Annotated in this window: 20 protein-coding genes and 2 tRNA genes; 13 read left to right on the forward strand and 9 right to left on the reverse strand. The window is 59.0% G+C overall.

Translation table 11 applies throughout. From position 1 onward, the window contains the following. Positions 1 to 67 precede the first annotated feature (67 nt). Positions 68 to 490 carry a hypothetical protein gene (locus AC13C8_RS09310; RefSeq protein ID WP_245744649.1) on the forward strand — a complete coding sequence of 141 codons (423 nt, stop codon included), beginning with the start codon at positions 68 to 70 and terminating at the stop codon, positions 488 to 490. Here AC13C8_RS09310 and AC13C8_RS09315 read toward each other — a convergent pair. Then, complete coding sequence (locus tag AC13C8_RS09315; RefSeq protein WP_091428873.1) at positions 468 to 962, reverse strand: YdcF family protein; 495 nt, start codon at positions 960 to 962, stop codon at positions 468 to 470. The two genes, AC13C8_RS09310 and AC13C8_RS09315, sit on opposite strands and share 23 nt — an antisense overlap. Beyond that, positions 959 to 1351, reverse strand: a complete 393-nt coding sequence (locus tag AC13C8_RS09320; protein ID WP_091428874.1) for a hypothetical protein — start codon at positions 1349 to 1351, stop codon at positions 959 to 961. The genes AC13C8_RS09315 and AC13C8_RS09320 overlap by 4 nt, the downstream gene beginning before the upstream one ends. Positions 1352 to 1542: 191 nt before the next feature. On the opposite strand from AC13C8_RS09320, the gene AC13C8_RS09325 reads away from it, so the two are divergent. After that, positions 1543 to 3339, forward strand: a complete 1797-nt coding sequence (locus tag AC13C8_RS09325; protein WP_482847113.1) for an ABC transporter transmembrane domain-containing protein — start codon at positions 1543 to 1545, stop codon at positions 3337 to 3339. Between the two features lie 137 nt (positions 3340 to 3476). Then, complete coding sequence (locus tag AC13C8_RS09330; protein ID WP_482847114.1) at positions 3477 to 5369, forward strand: acyl-CoA synthetase; 1893 nt, start codon at positions 3477 to 3479, stop codon at positions 5367 to 5369. Positions 5370 to 5472: 103 nt separating this feature from the next. On the opposite strand, the gene AC13C8_RS09335 is transcribed toward AC13C8_RS09330, so the two are convergent. From AC13C8_RS09335 to AC13C8_RS09350, 4 genes are all read right to left on the reverse strand, one after another. After that, the gene (locus AC13C8_RS09335) at positions 5473 to 6057 is read right to left on the reverse strand and encodes an outer membrane protein (protein WP_482847115.1); all 585 of its coding nucleotides are present in this window, start codon (positions 6055 to 6057) and stop codon (positions 5473 to 5475) included. A 236-nt stretch (positions 6058 to 6293) separates the two neighbouring features. After that, complete coding sequence (locus tag AC13C8_RS09340; protein WP_091428879.1) at positions 6294 to 6881, reverse strand: acyl-homoserine-lactone synthase; 588 nt, start codon at positions 6879 to 6881, stop codon at positions 6294 to 6296. Between the two features lie 56 nt (positions 6882 to 6937). After that, positions 6938 to 7549, reverse strand: coding sequence for an autoinducer binding domain-containing protein (locus tag AC13C8_RS09345; RefSeq protein ID WP_482847116.1), 612 nt, complete (start codon positions 7547 to 7549; stop codon positions 6938 to 6940). A gap of 293 nt (positions 7550 to 7842) precedes the next feature. Continuing rightward, positions 7843 to 7917 (reverse strand) — tRNA-Thr (locus AC13C8_RS09350). A gap of 262 nt (positions 7918 to 8179) precedes the next feature. On the opposite strand from AC13C8_RS09350, the gene murA reads away from it, so the two are divergent. The 10 genes from murA (at position 8180) to AC13C8_RS09400 (ending at position 14512) form a co-directional block, all read left to right on the forward strand. Next, positions 8180 to 9445, forward strand: a complete 1266-nt coding sequence (gene murA / locus AC13C8_RS09355) for a UDP-N-acetylglucosamine 1-carboxyvinyltransferase (RefSeq protein WP_482847117.1) — start codon at positions 8180 to 8182, stop codon at positions 9443 to 9445. Continuing rightward, positions 9442 to 9930 (forward strand): DUF2948 family protein, encoded by a 489-nt coding sequence (locus AC13C8_RS09360; RefSeq protein WP_482847118.1) that lies wholly within the window; start codon positions 9442 to 9444, stop codon positions 9928 to 9930. Before murA ends, AC13C8_RS09360 begins: the two co-directional genes overlap by 4 nt. A gap of 3 nt (positions 9931 to 9933) precedes the next feature. Further along, positions 9934 to 11235, forward strand: coding sequence for a histidinol dehydrogenase (hisD, locus tag AC13C8_RS09365; protein ID WP_091428884.1), 1302 nt, complete (start codon positions 9934 to 9936; stop codon positions 11233 to 11235). A 16-nt stretch (positions 11236 to 11251) separates the two neighbouring features. Then, on the forward strand, positions 11252 to 11734 hold the full coding sequence (locus AC13C8_RS09370) for a UPF0262 family protein (RefSeq protein WP_482847119.1): 483 nt from the start codon (positions 11252 to 11254) through the stop codon (positions 11732 to 11734). A gap of 2 nt (positions 11735 to 11736) precedes the next feature. Next, positions 11737 to 12213, forward strand: coding sequence for an arsenate-mycothiol transferase ArsC (locus AC13C8_RS09375; RefSeq protein ID WP_091428886.1), 477 nt, complete (start codon positions 11737 to 11739; stop codon positions 12211 to 12213). Between the two features lie 93 nt (positions 12214 to 12306). Further along, a complete protein-coding gene (infA, locus tag AC13C8_RS09380; protein ID WP_008186030.1) occupies positions 12307 to 12525 on the forward strand; it encodes a translation initiation factor IF-1 in 219 nt (72 codons plus the stop codon). A gap of 14 nt (positions 12526 to 12539) precedes the next feature. After that, a complete protein-coding gene (locus AC13C8_RS09385) occupies positions 12540 to 13127 on the forward strand; it encodes a Maf family protein (RefSeq protein WP_482847120.1) in 588 nt (195 codons plus the stop codon). Then, on the forward strand, positions 13124 to 14167 hold the full coding sequence (locus tag AC13C8_RS09390; protein WP_482847121.1) for a ribonuclease E/G: 1044 nt from the start codon (positions 13124 to 13126) through the stop codon (positions 14165 to 14167). Before AC13C8_RS09385 ends, AC13C8_RS09390 begins: the two co-directional genes overlap by 4 nt. Next, positions 14164 to 14358 (forward strand): DNA gyrase inhibitor YacG, encoded by a 195-nt coding sequence (locus tag AC13C8_RS09395; protein ID WP_091428896.1) that lies wholly within the window; start codon positions 14164 to 14166, stop codon positions 14356 to 14358. Before AC13C8_RS09390 ends, AC13C8_RS09395 begins: the two co-directional genes overlap by 4 nt. A gap of 79 nt (positions 14359 to 14437) precedes the next feature. After that, positions 14438 to 14512: transfer RNA gene (locus tag AC13C8_RS09400), tRNA-Phe, on the forward strand. A 516-nt stretch (positions 14513 to 15028) separates the two neighbouring features. Here AC13C8_RS09400 and AC13C8_RS09405 read toward each other — a convergent pair. Genes AC13C8_RS09405 through AC13C8_RS09415 form a run of 3 tightly spaced genes read right to left on the reverse strand, consistent with a single transcriptional unit; the run spans position 15029 to position 17237 of the window. After that, on the reverse strand, positions 15029 to 15826 hold the full coding sequence (locus tag AC13C8_RS09405; protein WP_091428897.1) for an ABC transporter substrate-binding protein: 798 nt from the start codon (positions 15824 to 15826) through the stop codon (positions 15029 to 15031). After that, on the reverse strand, positions 15823 to 16536 hold the full coding sequence (locus AC13C8_RS09410; protein WP_091428898.1) for an energy-coupling factor ABC transporter ATP-binding protein: 714 nt from the start codon (positions 16534 to 16536) through the stop codon (positions 15823 to 15825). Before AC13C8_RS09410 ends, AC13C8_RS09405 begins: the two co-directional genes overlap by 4 nt. Next, on the reverse strand, positions 16533 to 17237 hold the full coding sequence (locus AC13C8_RS09415) for an ABC transporter permease (protein WP_091432053.1): 705 nt from the start codon (positions 17235 to 17237) through the stop codon (positions 16533 to 16535). Before AC13C8_RS09415 ends, AC13C8_RS09410 begins: the two co-directional genes overlap by 4 nt. Positions 17238 to 17428 lie beyond the last annotated feature (191 nt).

Genomic DNA, 17428 nt, shown 5'->3' on the forward strand with positions numbered 1-17428 from the left:
ACTGAACCCAACCATTGACCCGATGAACCGACATCCCCAAGTTGAGCGTAAGGATAAGGGTGATGCAATGTCGCGAAAGACCCAAAAACGACGATTTGGTCTGCCGTCTGCCGCGTTTGCGGTGGGGTTGGTTCTGGCGTCTCTGGGCGGGACCGCTGCCCGGGCGCAAGAGCTGATCGGCTCCTACGTCGCCTATATCGGCCAGCCCGATCTGTTCAGTTCCAAGGGCGCGCGGCTGAACCAGCCCTGGCAGATCCTGCGTCAGGATCGCGCCAATTTTCACCGGTACGGGATCAGCCAGCCAGGCGATGAGTTCGACCCGTTCTTCGGGTCGATCGACAATCGTGGGGAAATGGAACGTATGGTGATGAACGGGTCCATTGATCCCCAGGCTGCAAAGCGTCTGGTGCAAGGCGGGGCGACCGTGTTTGTGCGCATCTATGGCAGCGGCAATACTGGAACGTCCCTTACAGTGACTGTCGCGAAATAAACCGCTGTGCGCGGCGCATGGCATAGAGCAAGACGGCGGCGGCTTCTCTGAGATAGCCCCGGATGATCCGGTCAATCCTGTTCGGGCGCAGTGCTGGTGAAAAGCACTCCGGGGTCAATCCAAACTCGCGGGCTGTCAATCGTGCCCGAAACGCGTGATAGCGATCCGTGACCAGGACCACCTGCGCGTCGGGCGGCAGTAATGCTTTGGAGTATTTGATGTTTTCCAGCGTGTTGCTCGACGCTTCCTCGATCATGATGGCCGATGTCGGAACCCCGGCTTGTTTGCAAACCTCACCAATCACGCTGGCTTCGCTGCGGCCCGCGCGGGGCACGCCGCCGGACGCGATGATCTTACTAACCTTCCCGTCCCCATAGAGGCCAGCCGCAGCTCTTGCGCGCCGCAGAAGTGCGGGCGACGGCGATCCATCCGGTCGCACCGCCGCACCCAGCACAATGGCAACGCGGGTCATTCAGGATAGGTCTGGCGACAGACCTTGGTGCCCGCAACCGCTTTGCGCTGCGCCGTTGCAAGTTTCGCCTTCAGGCCGGCCAGCTTGGCCTTTTCGTTGTCAATGTCGATGGATACCGGCGTTTCGATTTGGCGAAATGCCGTCCGTTGGCAGGTATACGGGTTCTTATTGCCATCGTAGCACACACGCGTGTTGGTGATGGGAATGGATTGCCGGTGCAACGCATAGCCGCGCGCGATGTTGGATTCGGCTGTCTTGATCTGGGTCTGTAGCGTGCGATAATCGGCGGTCGCCCCGGCGATGCAGCGTTGTTGCGGCGTCGCACAGGCGGACAGACCCAAAAGAAGCGCAAGACCAACCATTGTCGGGATACGGTGGAAAAGTAACATGAAACGTGTTCCTTCATCGTGCCTCTGGGCCAGCAGATCATAGCATTCTGCGGCAGATATGTGAAAGGACAGAACTTCGCAAAGTTTGTCGATCAGGAAACGCCCCCGGCGGTCTGCGACAATCCCGAATGGCAGTTCGGCTTGTGCGTCGTGCCGTGCGCGGCTATCTCTGCCCGAAAGGAGCAGGTCAAATGGCAAGACAGGCAGGTGCGTCCAGCGTTGAAATGGACGAACGCGAGAAATCCAAACGTATTGGCGCGCTGGCTGGGCTGTGGCCGTTCATGCAGCCTTATCGGTTCTGGATATTGGCTGCGTTCTGCGCGCTGGTGTTTACGGCAGGTATTTCGTTGACCCTGCCAATCGCGGTGCGCCGGGTCGTGGATGGGTTTGGCGACGCGACGACCCAACTGCTCGACAGGTACTTTCTGGCAGCACTCGCCGTTGCCAGCTTGCTCGCCCTTGGGACGGGGTTGCGCTACTATCTCGTGACCCGGTTGGGTGAACGCGTGGTTGCGGATATCCGCAAGGCTGTCTTTGGTCGCGTCGTCGGAATGAGCCCGGCCTTTTATGAAAACATCATGACCGGCGAAGTGCTGAGCCGGATCACGACTGACACCACGTTGATCCTGTCGGTGATCGGATCGTCGGTGTCGGTCGCGCTGCGCAACGTGTTCATCTTCCTGGGCGGTATGGTTTTGATGCTGCTGACTTCGGCAAAGTTGACGGGGCTTGTGCTTTTGATCGTGCCAATAGTGATCGTGCCAATCATCGTTCTGGGGCGGCGTTTGCGTGTGCTGGGCCGCGAAAACCAGGAATGGATCGCCAAAAGCTCGGGCAATGCGTCCGAGGCGCTGCTGTCGGTCCAGACCGTTCAAGCCTTCACCCACGAGGACCTGAGCCGAGGCGAGTTTTCCGGGCTGACCGAGGAAAGCTTTATATCGGCCAAGCGCCGGATTGGCACACGTGCCGTGATGACGGTGATCGTGATTTCGCTGATCTTCTCGGGCGTTGTTGGGGTCTTGTGGATTGGGATGCGCGATGTGACGGCGGGCAATATCTCGATCGGGGCACTGGTGCAGTTCGTGATCTATTCGGTCATGGTGGCCGGGGCCGTTGGTGCCCTGTCGGAAATCTGGAGCGAGCTGCAACGCGCTGCTGGGGCGACTGAACGTCTGGTCGAGCTTTTGAACGCCGAAGATGCGGTCAAGGATCCGGTCAACCCGATTGCCATCACCAAACGGCCCAAAGGCGCGATCGAGTTCGATGACGTCACCTTCCACTATCCCGCACGCCCAAATCAGGCGGCTTTGGAGGGGATATCGCTGAACGTAGCTCCCGGCGAAACGGTCGCACTGGTCGGCCCGTCCGGCGCGGGCAAGTCGACGATCATCCAACTGATCCAACGGTTCTATGACCCCGAGGACGGGGCGGTGATGCTGGACGGCGTCGACCTGCGCCAGATGCGCAGGGACGAGTTCCGCAAATACGTGGCGCTGGTGCCGCAGGACGCGGTGATCTTCGCAGCCTCTGCGCGCGAGAACATCCGCTTCGGCCGTCCCGATGCGACAGACGCCGAGGTCGAAGCCGCCGCCCGCGCCGCCGCCGCGCACGAGTTCCTGGAACGGCTGCCCGAAGGTTATGACACCTATGTGGGTGAACGCGGCGTGATGCTGTCGGGGGGGCAGAAACAGCGCATCGCCATCGCCCGCGCCATCCTGCGCGACGCGCCGATCCTGCTGCTGGACGAGGCGACATCGGCGCTGGACGCCGAAAGCGAGCGTCTGGTGCAACAGGCCGTGGACGAGCTGGCGCAAGGCCGCACCACGCTGATCGTGGCGCACCGGCTGGCCACGGTAAAAAAGGCGGATCGGATCGTCGTCTTTGACGAAGGGCGTATCGTGGCGCAAGGCACACATGACGAACTGGTTGCGCAAGACGGTCTCTATGCCCGGCTGGCACGTTTGCAATTTACCGAAGGTATGGCCTGAGGCCCGTCTCGCCTGCTAACCTCCCCTAGCGTCACCCAAATTCGCCACGTCACGTCACACTTGCGGGGGGCCGGTTTTGACCGCATTCTTGTGATCAAACGACCGCCCGGTTCTCTGGGCGCAGGGGAGGAACAAGAATGTATGATTTTGGCTCGATGAAAGACCGCAACGCGGTCGAAGCCGAGATGAGTTGGGATGCGCGCGACAAGCCCGTCACGCTGTATCAAATGTTGGAACAGACCGCAAAGAAATTCCCGGAACGGCCCGCGGCGTCGTATCAGCTGACATCCGGGCCAACCGACGCCAAGGAAACCGTGACATGGCGGCAAATGCTGGAACGGTCCTGCCAGGCGGCGAACCTGTTTCGGTCGCTGGGGATCGGCGAAAAAGATGTTGTCGCCTTCCTGTTGCCCAATTGTAACGAGACGATTTACACCCTCATGGGTGGCGGCATTGCGGGGATCGTAAACCCGATCAACCCGCTTCTGGACGCCGAGCAGGTCTCGGGCATCCTGCGTGAAACCGGAGCCAAGGTGCTGGTGACGCTGAAATCTTTCCCGAAGGCCGATGTTGCACAACTGGCGGCCAAGTCCGTGGCGATGGCGCCGAACGTGCATACCGTGCTAGAGATCGACCTGAACCGTTACCTTAGCCCGCCGAAAAGCTGGCTGGTGCCGCTTCTGCGACCGAAGAACCCGGTCGCCCACAAGGCGCGTGTTCTGGATTTCGTGGCCGAGATGTCGCGCCAGAATACCACCCTCGATTTCACCGATACGCCGGAAGATCGCGTCGCCGCCTATTTCCACACCGGCGGCACGACCGGCACGCCGAAAGTGGCGCAGCACAAATACTCTGGCATGGTCTATAACGGTTGGCTTGGATCGAGCCTGCTGTTTGACGAAAATGACGTGATAATCTGCCCCTTGCCGCTGTTTCACGTCTTTGCAGTGCATGTGATCTGGATGTCGGTTCTGATGGCAGGCAGCCATTTCGTGCATCCGACCCCTGCGGGCTATCGCGGCGAAGGGGTGTTCGACAATTTCTGGAAACTCGTCGAGCGCTACAAGGTTAGCTTCATGATCACCGTCCCGACTGCCATTTCGGCGCTGATGCAGCGGCCGGTGGACGCGGATGTTTCGTCGCTCAAAACCGCGTTTTCTGGTTCCGCCCCGCTGCCGATCGAGCTTTACAACCGCTTTGTTGCGGCAACCGGTGTTACGATTGTTGAAGGCTATGGGCTGACCGAAGCCACCTGTCTTGTGTCCTGCAACCCGCCAGCGGGCGACAAGAAGGTCGGGTCGGTCGGTGTGCCATTTCCCTATACGGACGTGAAGATCCTGACCTGTGACGATGACGGGAATGTCCTGAAAGAACATGACGTGGACGAGGTGGGCGAGATATGCCTGTCCAACCCCGGCGTCTTTGCGGGCAACACCTATACGGAAGAGGCCAAGAACCAAGGTCTGTTCGCCTATGGCAGCCATCTGCGCACGGGCGATCTGGGCCGTCTGGACGAAGACGGCTATCTGTGGATCACCGGTCGCGCCAAGGATCTGATCATCCGGGGCGGACACAACATAGACCCGGCCGAGATCGAAGAGGTTCTGGCCGGTCACGACGCGGTGGCCTTCGTGGGGGCCATCGGACAGCCCGACAGTTATTCCGGGGAACTGCCATGCGCCTATGTCGAACTGGTCGGTGGCGCGCAAGTTACGACCGACGAGTTGATGGATTTCGCCAAGAAGCATATCCACGAAAAAGCCGCACTGCCCAAGCATATCGAGATTTTGGACGAACTGCCCAAGACCGCTGTTGGAAAAGTGTTCAAGCCCGAGCTGCGCAAATCCGCGATCACGCGGGTTTATGACAAGGCGTTGGAAGATGCCGGACATGCCGCCCATGTGGTTGAGGTCATTGACGACAAGAAACGCGGGCTTGTGGCAAGATTGCGCGCGACGGGGGATGTGGATCACGAGGCCGTGGCGCAGTGCCTGGGCGAGTTTACCCGTCCGTTCGAGTGGATGGATTAAGCTGGGTTATCGCAAGACCCCAGCCAGGGCAAATGTGCAGGATGGAAATACGAATGGCGCGCCTGGCTGGCGCGCCATTGTTTTGTCTAAGGTGCACTGACCATCAGAAGCGGTAGGTGCCGCGCAACTGAATCGTGGTCGCGTCAACGTCGATACCGCTGCCATTGAAGTCAGCAAATTCGTGATACAGAACTTCTGCACCGATATTGAACGAGCTTGTGACACGCTGTTCATATCCAGCGCCGACGAAATAGCCGTCGCTGTCTCCAAGTGTATCCGTATAGGCATTGGCGTAACCGGCGGTTGCGTAAAGCAGCCCGTCGCCCATCTTGTAACCGCCACGCGCTTTGACGCGCAGGACGTTCTCGAGGTTGGCGGCGCCAGCAAGATCCACATCGGCCCAGTCATAGTCGATGCCCACACCGGCAACCCAGTTGCCCATGTCAAAATCGTAACCGGCAGTAAGACCGCCGATCACGCCATCGCCTTCGACGCCAGCGGCTGTGGTGCCAACATCGGCATAGCCGATCTGTGCACCGACATAGCCACCTGTCCAATCAGGTGTGGCGGCCGGTGCAGGAGCGTATGCGATCGTCGGCTCAGGCGTAGGTTCCGCCAAACTGCCAGCAAATGCGGTAGTCGCCGTCAACGCCACGGCGGCGGCTGTATAAGAAAACGTCTTCAACATGTGTTCCATCCTCTCGTTGTATGTGGCCCTAATACGAGGCTTAGGCACCTCTGGATCATATGTAGGGTTGATATGTGCTGATTTAAGGGGTGGGGCCGCGTGTCGCGTCACATTGGCGGGGAATTGCCCAAGGGCATGAGGGATCGGTTGATACCTGCCGACTTGTTGAAAAGGGCGCAGAAACCGCGCCCTGATCACAGGTGTTCGTTGGGTTTGCAGCGGGGTGGCTGCCCTTGTCAGTGCAGCTTGCCTGACAGGTCGATGGACACGACTTGATTGTTGATCCCATCAATTTCCATCACCCGTCCTGCGGCGCTGGTGTCCAAACCCAAACGCTTGGACCAACGGGGCCAACTGGCCGGGATCAAGCCCAGAACACGCGTGGCCCCCAAATCGCGGGCCGACTTCGTCATCTCGGAAATCAAGTGTCCATGGACAAGGCGGCGCACCCGCTGCGGCGTATCATGCGCCACGAAGACCCGACTGCTTTCCCAGATGTTCTCGGCGACCGGGGCGTCGTCATACAGAAGGTCCGACGGGATCGAGTCCAGCAGCCCCAGCTGCGCATCGCGGATCATGTAGGTATAAATCCCGCAACGCGCCGTGGTCGGCGTCAACCGAATGCCAGCCAGAACCCGGCCGAATTCATGGACCGCCACCCAACGGCTGGCGGGCGTGTCGTATTGGTCGAACTCCATTCCCAGTGCTTCGGGAAGATCCCAACGGTTCTGAATGATAAAACTTTGCCGTCTAGCGCGAAGTAGATTCGCAAATAACTCGCCATGGTTGTGTAAATTGGCGAAAGAAAGTGTGGTCGTCTGCATGACATCCTCCAGTTTGGTTGAAAAAAACGGGAAGCACGCCCAGGCGACAGCCGGGTCTAGATCAGTCGGTAGTCCTTAGCTCTCTGAATGGCCTCGGCCGAGGTGCGTGCAAATAACTTCTTGCGGGCAGAGGACAGACGCGCCTTCAGCGCGCTTTCCGAAATGCCCAGCACAACCGCACCTGCCGCATAGCGTTCACCCGATGCCAGCACGTGAAGCGCTTCGATCTCGGCCTTGGTCAGCGTGTCAGGGGGTTGTGAAACATGGTGAAGCCGAAGCACGACACCGCTGATCGCGGCGATCTCTTCATCGGTAAATTCCCGGTCAGCCCGGGCTAAACCTGCAACCGTCCGCGATGAGATTTCACCACAGGACACGCAGACGCCATAGACCAGCCCGTGCCGAGCGGCATCCTTCAGGATGCCAAACGGGTCGGGCAGGTCAATATCGCTCCAGCGCGTGGCACCGGTGCGCGATATGCCCCAGGCGATCATCGGGTCACGCAACGCATAGGCGTTGCGCGTGTAGTGATCGGACCAGGCTTGCGGGTATGTTTGGAAGGTCAGGAGAGGTGCGGCAAAACGAATATGCAGCCCGACGAAATATCCCGCCGAGGCCATTGGTTCCAATTCATCTAGCAGCGAGTCTATCGCTTGATTCCGGCTCATGGTTAAATTTTGGTTACACCGAAGAGAAACACAACCCTAAATTGCATTCAGCGCCACGAAACACTCAAAAAATGCGCCGCGAAGCCTTGGCGCGCCAAGCTCCCATCGGATAAAATCAGATGCAAGCCAAAACACACACTGCCCGAAAAATATCAACCTTAAGATGATATTTGTCCTCGTAAATGAGACAATCCATGTATCCGGTGAGAATAGCGTTCAAATCGACAGAAATCAGAATAGCGTGAACCGCCGTCACTGCCTGATCAAAGCCCAGTCTGATATTGCCGATGATATGGTGCTGCTAGGGAGGATCGAACTCCCGACCTCGTCATTACCAATGACGCGCTCTACCACTGAGCTACAGCAGCACACTGTGGGCGGCTGATTAGCCCTAATTGCGTAAGGACGCAAGCGCATTCTGGACCCTTTTTTGAAGCTGGGTTACAGAAGGGGTTATGGAGCGTAAGAAGATACCCCAGAAACCCTCAAAAAAAGGGGCGGATCGTGAAGAGCGGCTGAAAGCTGCGCTGAAGGCCAACATGGCGCGGCGCAAATCCCAGGCGCGCGCGCGGGCGGGAAACGGGGCCACTCGGTCGCAGACGCAAAAAGACCAATAGAAAAGGCGGGCAGATGGATTCGATAGTTGTGACCGGTGGTGGTGAACTGCACGGCGAAATACCTATTGCGGGGGCAAAGAACGCGTGTTTGACGCTGATGCCGGCGACTCTGTTGTCGGAAGAGCCCTTGACGCTGACCAACGCGCCGCGCCTGTCAGATATCAAGACGATGACTGAATTGCTCGCCTCGTTAGGGGCTGAGGCGACGTCGATGCAGGACGGGCAGGTGCTGGCGATGTCGTCGCATGACATCAACAACCACGTGGCCGATTATGATATCGTACGAAAGATGCGCGCCTCGAACCTTGTGTTGGGGCCGATGCTGGCGCGGCTGGGGCATGCAGTTGTGTCGCTGCCCGGCGGCTGCGCGATTGGAGCGCGACCCATGGACCTGCACATTTTTGGGCTGGAAAAGTTGGGCGCAGAGATCGAGCTGAAAGACGGGTATCTGCATGCCAAGGCACCGCGTGGCCTTAAGGGGACCGAGATTGAACTGGCCTTTGCGTCTGTCGGGGCGACCGAGAATATCCTGATGGCGGCCACGCTGGCCAAAGGCACGACCATCATTCGCAACGCCGCGCGCGAGCCGGAAATCGTCGATCTGGCGGATTGCCTGCGCAAGATGGGCGCGCAAATTGACGGGGATGGCACGACCGAGATTGTCATTCAGGGCGTGGACCGCTTGCACGGCGCAACCCACCCGGTTGTCACTGATCGGATCGAACTTGGCACCTATATGCTGGCCCCCGCCATCGCGGGTGGTGAGGTCGAATGCCTGGGTGGTCGCATTGATCTGGTTAATAGCTTTGTCGAGAAACTGGATGCTGCGGGCATTCAGGTGGAAGAAACCGCGCGCGGTTTGAAAGTCAGGCGAAAGAACGGGCGCGTCTCGGCGGTCGATGTCACCACCGAACCCTTCCCCGGTTTCCCGACCGACCTTCAAGCGCAGATGATGGCGATGCTATGCACCGCAGAGGGCACATCGGTTCTGCACGAAACCATCTTCGAGAACCGCTTCATGCACGCACCTGAACTGACGCGTATGGGTGCGAATATAGAGGTGCATGGCGGCACGGCCACGGTGCACGGGGTCAAGAAGTTGAAAGGCGCGCCGGTCATGGCAACTGATCTCAGGGCGTCCGTGTCGCTGATCCTGGCGGGCATGGCGGCGGAGGGTGAAACCGTGGTCAGCCGCGTCTATCACCTTGATCGCGGGTATGAGAAGGTTGTGCGCAAACTGTCCTCAATCGGGGCCAAAATCGAACGGATCAAAGAATGAGCGATACAGACCAGGATGCCCGGTTTGAAGATGCGGCAGAGGCTCCGCTTCGCCTGATTGCGATGGACGATGAGGATCTGCAAGTGATCAGCACGCTGGTGCAGGACGCCGTATTCCCGGCATCAGAAATCGCGTGGGATGCGCGCCACAGACGCTTTGCCCTGTTGCTGAACCGCTTCCGATGGGAGGATACAGCCGCCGCGAAACGCCGGTCGCGCCCGGTCGAGCGGGTTCAGTCGGTGCTTTCCGTCTCGGATGTTCTAAAAGTGCAAAGTCAAGGAATTGAGCGCGGCAATAAAGATCTGATTTTATCGCTTCTGTCTTTGTCGTTCGTGGCGGCTAAAGATGGGATGGGGCGACTTGAACTGATCTTGGCAGGCGACGGAGCCATCGCGCTGGACGTCGAAACGCTGGATGTCACGCTTCAGGACGTCACCCGCCCTTATGTCGCGCCGTCGCGTCACACGCCTGAGCACCCGGAATAACCAATGCCCCAGTTTCTGAACTCCAAAGACGCTGATTTCGAAGCACGTTTTGTCGACCTGCTGTCCATGAAACGCGAAGATAGCCCCGAGGTCGACGGCATCGTGGCCGACATTATCGCCGACGTGCGCGCCCGCGGGGATGCGGCGGTGATCGAACTGACGTCAAAATTTGATCGGCTGGACCTGACGCCCGACACCCTTCGGTATACGACGGATGAGATTGATGCGGAGTGTGCCAAGGTTTCGGACGCGGACCGCGCCGCGCTTGAACTGGCCGCCGACCGCATCCGCGCATATCATGCCCGCCAAATACCGGACGATCAGCGCTGGACGGATGAGACCGGGGCCGAGCTTGGCTGGCGTTGGTCGGCGGTATCTGCCGCAGGGCTTTATGTGCCCGGTGGCTTGGCCAGCTATCCGTCCTCGGTCCTGATGAACGCGATACCGGCCAAGGTGGCGGGGGTGGAGCGGCTTGCGATTACGGTGCCGACACCTGACGGGATCGCCAACCCGCTGGTGCTTCTGGCCGCGCGCATTGCCGGCGTGGACGAGATCTATCGCATCGGTGGCGCACAAGCCGTGGCGGCACTGGCCTATGGGACCGAGACGATCGCACCGGTCGACAAGATCACCGGGCCAGGTAACGCGTTTGTTGCCGCGGCCAAGCGCCGCGTGTTCGGCAAGGTGGGCATCGACATGATTGCCGGGCCCTCCGAGATATTGGTGATTGCTGATGGCGACAATGACCCCGACTGGCTGGCGTTGGACCTGATGAGCCAGGCCGAACACGACGAAAGCGCACAATCTTTGTTGATTACCACGGATGAGGTCTTTGGTCGCAAGGTTGCCCAGGCGGTTGATGAAAGGCTGGAGACATTGGAGCGGCGCGAGATCGCGGGCGCAAGCTGGCGCGATTTCGGGGCGGTGATCGCGGTCGCTGATCTGGACGAGGCCGCCGCCCTGTCCAATCGGATCGCGCCTGAACATCTTGAACTGTGCGTTGCCGACCCCGAGGCATTGTCAAGCAAGTGCATTCATGCTGGTGCGATCTTCCTTGGCCAATGGACGCCCGAAGCCATCGGCGATTACGTCGGTGGGCCGAACCACGTTCTTCCCACCGCAAGGTCGGCCCGGTTCAGCTCTGGTCTTTCGGTGATGGATTTTCTGAAACGCACCACGCTGGCCCGAATGACGCCGGCCGCATTGTCCGAAATCGGACCCGCAGCAGAAACGCTTGCCATTTCAGAAAGCCTTGAGGCACACGGGTTGTCCGTTCGCGCACGGCTTGACGCCCTTAACGATTGATCCTCAGAGTGTTCCAATGACCACAAACCGCATCAACGACATCCAAATTGACGACAGTGGCCTTGCCGCCCCCACACCTGCGATCGAACAGGAGCGTAAAGTCGCGATCTTCGACTTGCTGGAAGATAACAGTTTTGAACTGGCCGGTCGTGATGATCTGGTGCCGCCCGAAGGACCGTATCATCTGGGTCTGTCCATTCGCGAAAAACGGTTGGTGGTAGACGCAAAAACGGAAAACGGCAAACCTGCGGCTGAATTTCACCTGTCTCTTGGTCCGTTTCGTCAGGTGGTGAAGGACTATTTTGCGATCTGCGAAAGCTATTTCGACGCGGTGAAAAAACTGCCACCCAGCCAAATTGAAGCCATCGACATGGCCCGGCGCGGCATCCACAACGAAGGTGCGCGCGTGTTGCAGGAACGACTTGAAGGCAAGGCCAATGTCGACATCGACACCGCGCGCCGCCTGTTCACCCTGATCTGTGTCCTGCACTGGGGCTGAGCATGGCCGCTGATCTTCCTCAGTCTGTGCTGTTCTGTTGCGACCACAATGCGGTGCGCTCGCCGATGGCCGAGGGGATGATGAAAGCCTATTACGGGCACGACATTTATGTGCAATCCGCCGGTGTTCACAGCGATATGGATATTGATGGCTTTTCAATATCGGTCTGTGACGAGCTGGGGATCACCCTGTCCAACCACCGGGTGCGCAGCTTTGACCAGATGGAGGAGTGGGGGGATGATCTGTCCAGCTTCGATCTGGTCGTGGCGCTGTCGCCGGCCAGTCAGCGGCGCGCATTGGAATTGACGCGGCTGTTTCATCTGGATGTCGAGTATTGGCCGATTCTCGACCCCACCGGGCTGGGCACACGGCGGGACGAGAAGCTGGCCGCCTATCGCCAAACCCGCGACCAGATTCGCGGCCATATCCTTGACCGTTTTGGCCCGCCGCGGCCGCAAGGTGATGAAACCACGGTCTAATCTGCCAGCAGGCCGGATTTCCCTTGAAAAACTGAAAGTTTGGCCCCATTTAGAGGGCGCTCACAAAGGGTGGGTGAAAATACAGGAGTGAACATGGCCAAGGAAGAACTGCTCGAATTCCCCGGTGTCGTGAAGGAACTCCTGCCGAATGCGACATTCCTGGTCGAGCTGGAAAACGGCCATACGATTATCGCTCATACGGCAGGAAAGATGCGCAAAAACCGCATCCGCGTTCTGGCTGGCGACAAGGTGCAGGTCGAAATGACCCCCTATGATCTGACCAAGGGTCGGATCAACTACCGCTTCAAGTAAGCGGTCTGCCGGGCATGACACGCCCCAAGTTGATTCTGGGCTCTGGCAGCCCAAGACGGGCCGAGTTGCTGGGGCAGCTCGGCCTTGTTGCAGATGATGTGCGGCCACCGGAAGTGGATGAAACGCCGTTGAAGGCAGAGTTGCCGCTGGACTATTGCCGCCGGATTGCCGGGGCAAAGGCCGCGGCGATGGATGTGGCTGTGGATGAGGTCGTTCTGTGTGCCGACACCACCGTCGCATCGGGCCGCCGCATCATGGGAAAGCCCGAGGATGCGGGGCAGGCAGCCGAGTTCCTGCTGGCCCTGTCAGGTCGTCGCCACCGCGTCATCACCTCGGTCGTTGTGCGCAATGCGGGCCAGACATGGGCGCGAGATGTCGTGACCACCGTGAAATTCAAACGTCTGTCGGATGTTGAACTGAACGCGTATCTTGCGTCTGACGACTGGCGCGGCAAGGCGGGTGGCTATGCCATTCAAGGACCAGCCGGGGCTTTCGTCACCTGGCTTCAGGGCAGCTATACCGCCGTCGTCGGTCTGCCGGTGGCGGAAACCGCCAACCTGTTGGTGGCAGCGGGCTACCCGATTTATGGAGAGAGAACATGAAGGGCAGCGTGATCGCGCTTGACCGTTACAAGGGGCGCTTGGCAGCGGCCCATATCGTCGATGGTCGGCTTGAAGATCTTCTGGTCGAGCCGCCCGAAGATGTGACATTGCCCGGCGCGATTTTCCGCGCAGTTTGTGATCGCCCGCTGAAAGGGCAGGGGGGCATGATGTTGCGCCTGGCGGATGGGGAAACGGGGTTTCTGCGCCAGGGCAAGGGGTTGAGTCCCGGCCAGCCCCTTCTTGTGCAGGTCACAGGGTTTGCCGAGGACGGAAAAGCCGTTCCCGTCACCCGGAAGTTATTGTTCAAAAGTCGGTATGCGATTGTCACACCGGACGCGCCCGGCATCAATGTCAGCCGCGCGATACGGGATGACGACGAACGCGTGCGCCTGCTGGACATCGCCCACGGCGTGATGGACGGGGTGGATGAAGGTTTGATATTACGCTCGGCGGCGGCAACCGGATCGGATGACGAGATTGCCGACGATATTGCACAGATGCTGTCGCTGTCTCGGGCTGTGCGCGCGGATGCAACCGGGCAGACACCAGAACTGTTGCTTGACGGGGCCGACCCTCATCATCACGCGTGGCGCGAATGGGCCAAACCCGATCAAATGGATGATGGCGATGGCGCGTTTGAGCGCCATGGGGTGTCCGACCTGATTGCAGATCATACCCGCGCTCACGTGCCCTTGTCAGGTGGCGCATGCGCCTTTGTCGAACCCACGCGCGCACTGGTGGCCGTGGATGTAAACACCGGCGGCGACACCAGCCCGGCGGCCGGTCTGAAAGCCAATATCGCCACCGCTCAGGCCTTGCCGCGCGCCTTGCGGTGCCGGGGTTTGGGTGGGCAAATTGTCATTGATTTCGCACCCAGCCCCAAGAAAGATCGCCGCCAGATCGAGCAAGCCCTGCGCAACGCCTTTCGCGCCGACGGGATCGAAACATCCCTGGTTGGCTGGACGACGCTGGGCAATTTCGAGCTTCAGCGCAAACGCGAACGTATGAGCCTGCGCGCCTGTCTGGAGGGCCTGAAATGAGCTGCCCCGTTTGCGAGAAGAAGACCGACCCGACCTATCGTCCGTTTTGCTCACGCCGCTGTGCGGATGTGGATCTAGGGCGCTGGCTGAACGGCTCCTATGCGGTCCCGTCAGACGACCCGGAAGACATTGAAGAAGCGGCGGAAGCCGCGCCTCATGCGCACCCCGAGGAAAGTCACGGCCCGCACTGAAAATCCTGCATTTTCCCTCTGGACACCACATTCCCCCCCGTCTACAACCCGCCCACCCGAACGATTAACGTTCACCCATGCCCGGGTAGCTCAGGGGTAGAGCAGTGGATTGAAAATCCTCGTGTCGGTGGTTCGATTCCGCCCCCGGGCACCATAGCACACTCTTAGTGTAAATGATATCAATGGGTTATGTGGCGAAATCGTCCCGCCGTTTTCGCCCCGGGGCAAAAGTGGGACATTTTTGTTCGCGGTTCGGTCTCGAAGCTATACCGACCTGCCACCTGCTTGGCTGACTAATTCGCCAACCTGCCGTAACTTCGTGACAATCTCTTCCGGCTTGTGTCGCTTGATTCCCATCTTTGATCCTCCGTTTCCTAACTTTAGGGGCGGACCGCTTCAGTGGGAGAGGATCAGTTCCGACTTGTCTCAATTGTTGTGCCAGAATGATAGTTTTTCGCATATTTGTGCATCAGTCGATTTTTGATGCCCTGTTGGTTTGCGCATTTTTTAAGGTCTTTGGGCATCTCATCAGTCTCATTGGTCAGTCCCAAAGGTTCTACCACCCACACTTTCACTCGCAGCCAATCCAGTGTGGATCGGCTGGTAGAGCGCAGATGTTTGCCCGTGGCTGGTGCTGGGTGCGCGCGGGCTGGGGTAGGTGTCAGATAACCTATTGATCTGCGTTGAAAACGAACAGGGTCTCATTGTTGATTTGATAGGTGTTGATCAACGTTTTCGCTGTGTCCGAGACCAGCCATGTTTCCAGTTCTGCTGCCAGCCCCGCTTTCACATGTGGATGCTTTTGTGGGTTCACAGGAAGATAGGCATATTGATTGAACAAGATGGGATCGCCAGCATAGACAAGCGCAAGGTCGCCCTTGTTACCGAAGTTCAGCCAGCTTGCGCGGTCCGACATGATATAGGCGTTCATACCCGATGCGGTGTTCAGCGCCGCCCCCATTCCAGCCCCGACCGCTTTGTACCAAGACCCAGCCGGGTCGATCTCGGCAGCCGCCCACAGGCTAAGTTCTTTCTTATGTGTGCCGCTGTCATCCCCGCGGCTGACGAAGGGGGCTCCGGCGGTCTGAATGCGCGTCAGGGCGTCTGTGGCGCTGGTGGCGGCTGCCAGATTTGCCTCGTCCGTTTTGGGCCCGATAAAGACGAAGTCGTTATACATGATCTCGCGGCGGTGGGTGCCGAAGCCACCGGCCAGGAACGCGTCTTCCGCTTTGCGAGAATGCACGAGAATGGCGTCGACGTCGCCCGCTTCGCCCAGTTTGATCGCTTGACCGGTGCCGACCACAAGCAGTTGAACCTCGATGCCGGTATCCTGCTTGATCTGTGGCAGCAGAATATCCGCCAGTCCAGAATTGTGGAACGAGGTCGTCACCGCGAGTTTCAGTTCATCGGCAACCGCCATGCCGGTCAGGGTGATCGATGCAATAGCCGCAAGAAGTAACCGTTTCATTCGACAATGTCTCCTTTCAGAAAAGCGCGTGCCTGCGCTGTTGTGGGCTGGGTGAAAAAACATTCGGCTGTGCCGCGTTCGTGGATCTGCCCGTTCAGCAGGAACAGAACATCCGTGGCCAAACGGCGCGCCTGCCCCATGTCATGCGTCGACATGATCAGCCCGGTGCCTGCGGCGGCTGCGCGGGTCAGGATGGTCTCGATCTCGCGCGTGGCGCGTCCGTCAAGCGAGGCGCAAGGCTCATCAAGAAACAGCAGATCGGGCGCGGTGATCAGAGCACGGGCCAAAGCCAGCTTCTGGCGTTCGCCACCCGACAGAAACGGCGCGGGACGGTCCAGCATTTTCTGCAACCCGACCTCTAGCGCGGCCTGCGTCGCTTTCGCATACGCCTCGGCGCGGGACAGTCCGGTCAGACGAAGCGGGTAAGCTAGATTGCCCAGGACCGATCGGCGCATAATGATGGGTGACTGGAACACAAAGGCCTGCCGTCGCCGAGCCTCGGTATCATCGCAGGCCCAGCGGATCGAACCACTGCCAAGTCGGGCAATACCATGCAACATGCGCAACAGCGATGTCTTTCCGGCACCGTTCGGGCCGATCACCATCGTGATCCCCGGTGCATCCAGCACAAGATCTAGGGGACCAACCAGTAGCTTGCGGCCCCGGCGCACCGATGCGCCTTTGACGTGAAGGGGAAACAGCTTGCTCACCACCTGCCGCCTTGTTCTGTTCGACTTATGATGTGTATGGCCAGATTGACCGTGATCGCCAGCAGGATCAGCACAAAGCCAAGGGCAAGTGCCAATGCAAAGTCGCCCTTTCCAGTCTCAAGCGCGATTGCAGTGGTCAGGACACGGGTGTGGTGATCAATGTTGCCCCCCACGACCATGATCGCGCCGACCTCGCCGATAGCGCGTCCAAACCCGGCCAATGCGGCGGTCAGGAGTGCACGGCGACCATCCCAAAGCAGTGCCCGAATACGTTGCTTTTGCGTCGTGTTCATCGAGATCAGAAGATCATGATAGTCCGACCAAAGCTCACGCAGGGCTTGGTGCGAGATTGACGCGATGAGCGGTGTGATGATGATCACCTGAGCGATGATCATGGCAGTGGGGGTGAACAACAGCCCCAGCACACCGAAGGGACCAGAGCGGCTGAAGAACACATAGACGATCAAGCCAACCACAACAGGTGGCAGGCCCATAAGAGCGTTCAGCACCGCGATTGTGACCTGGCGGGCACGAAAGCGGCGGACCGCCAGATAGGCGCCCAGTGGCATACCGATGGCACAGGCAATCAGCAGCGCCGTCAGGGTGACACGCAATGATCTGAGCGAGATTTCGACAAGGTCCGCATCCAGCGTTGCCAAAAGCCAGAACGCCTGGGTGATGCCAGACCATAAATCAACCATGCCTTCCCCTTCGGCTTTGACCAGACAAGTCGGTTGCAGCGCCACCGCTGCCGTAGTCGAAACACACATCAACTGACAAGAAAACCGATTTTTGGTTTGCGGGTGAAAAATGATGTGATCTGTCGGGCTGTGCGCAGACCACAGTCTATTGACGGGTGATAAGACCGGGTTGACAAGCACGAGTCCAGATA

It is taken from the genome of Aliiroseovarius sp. B-4, from assembly GCF_056857795.1.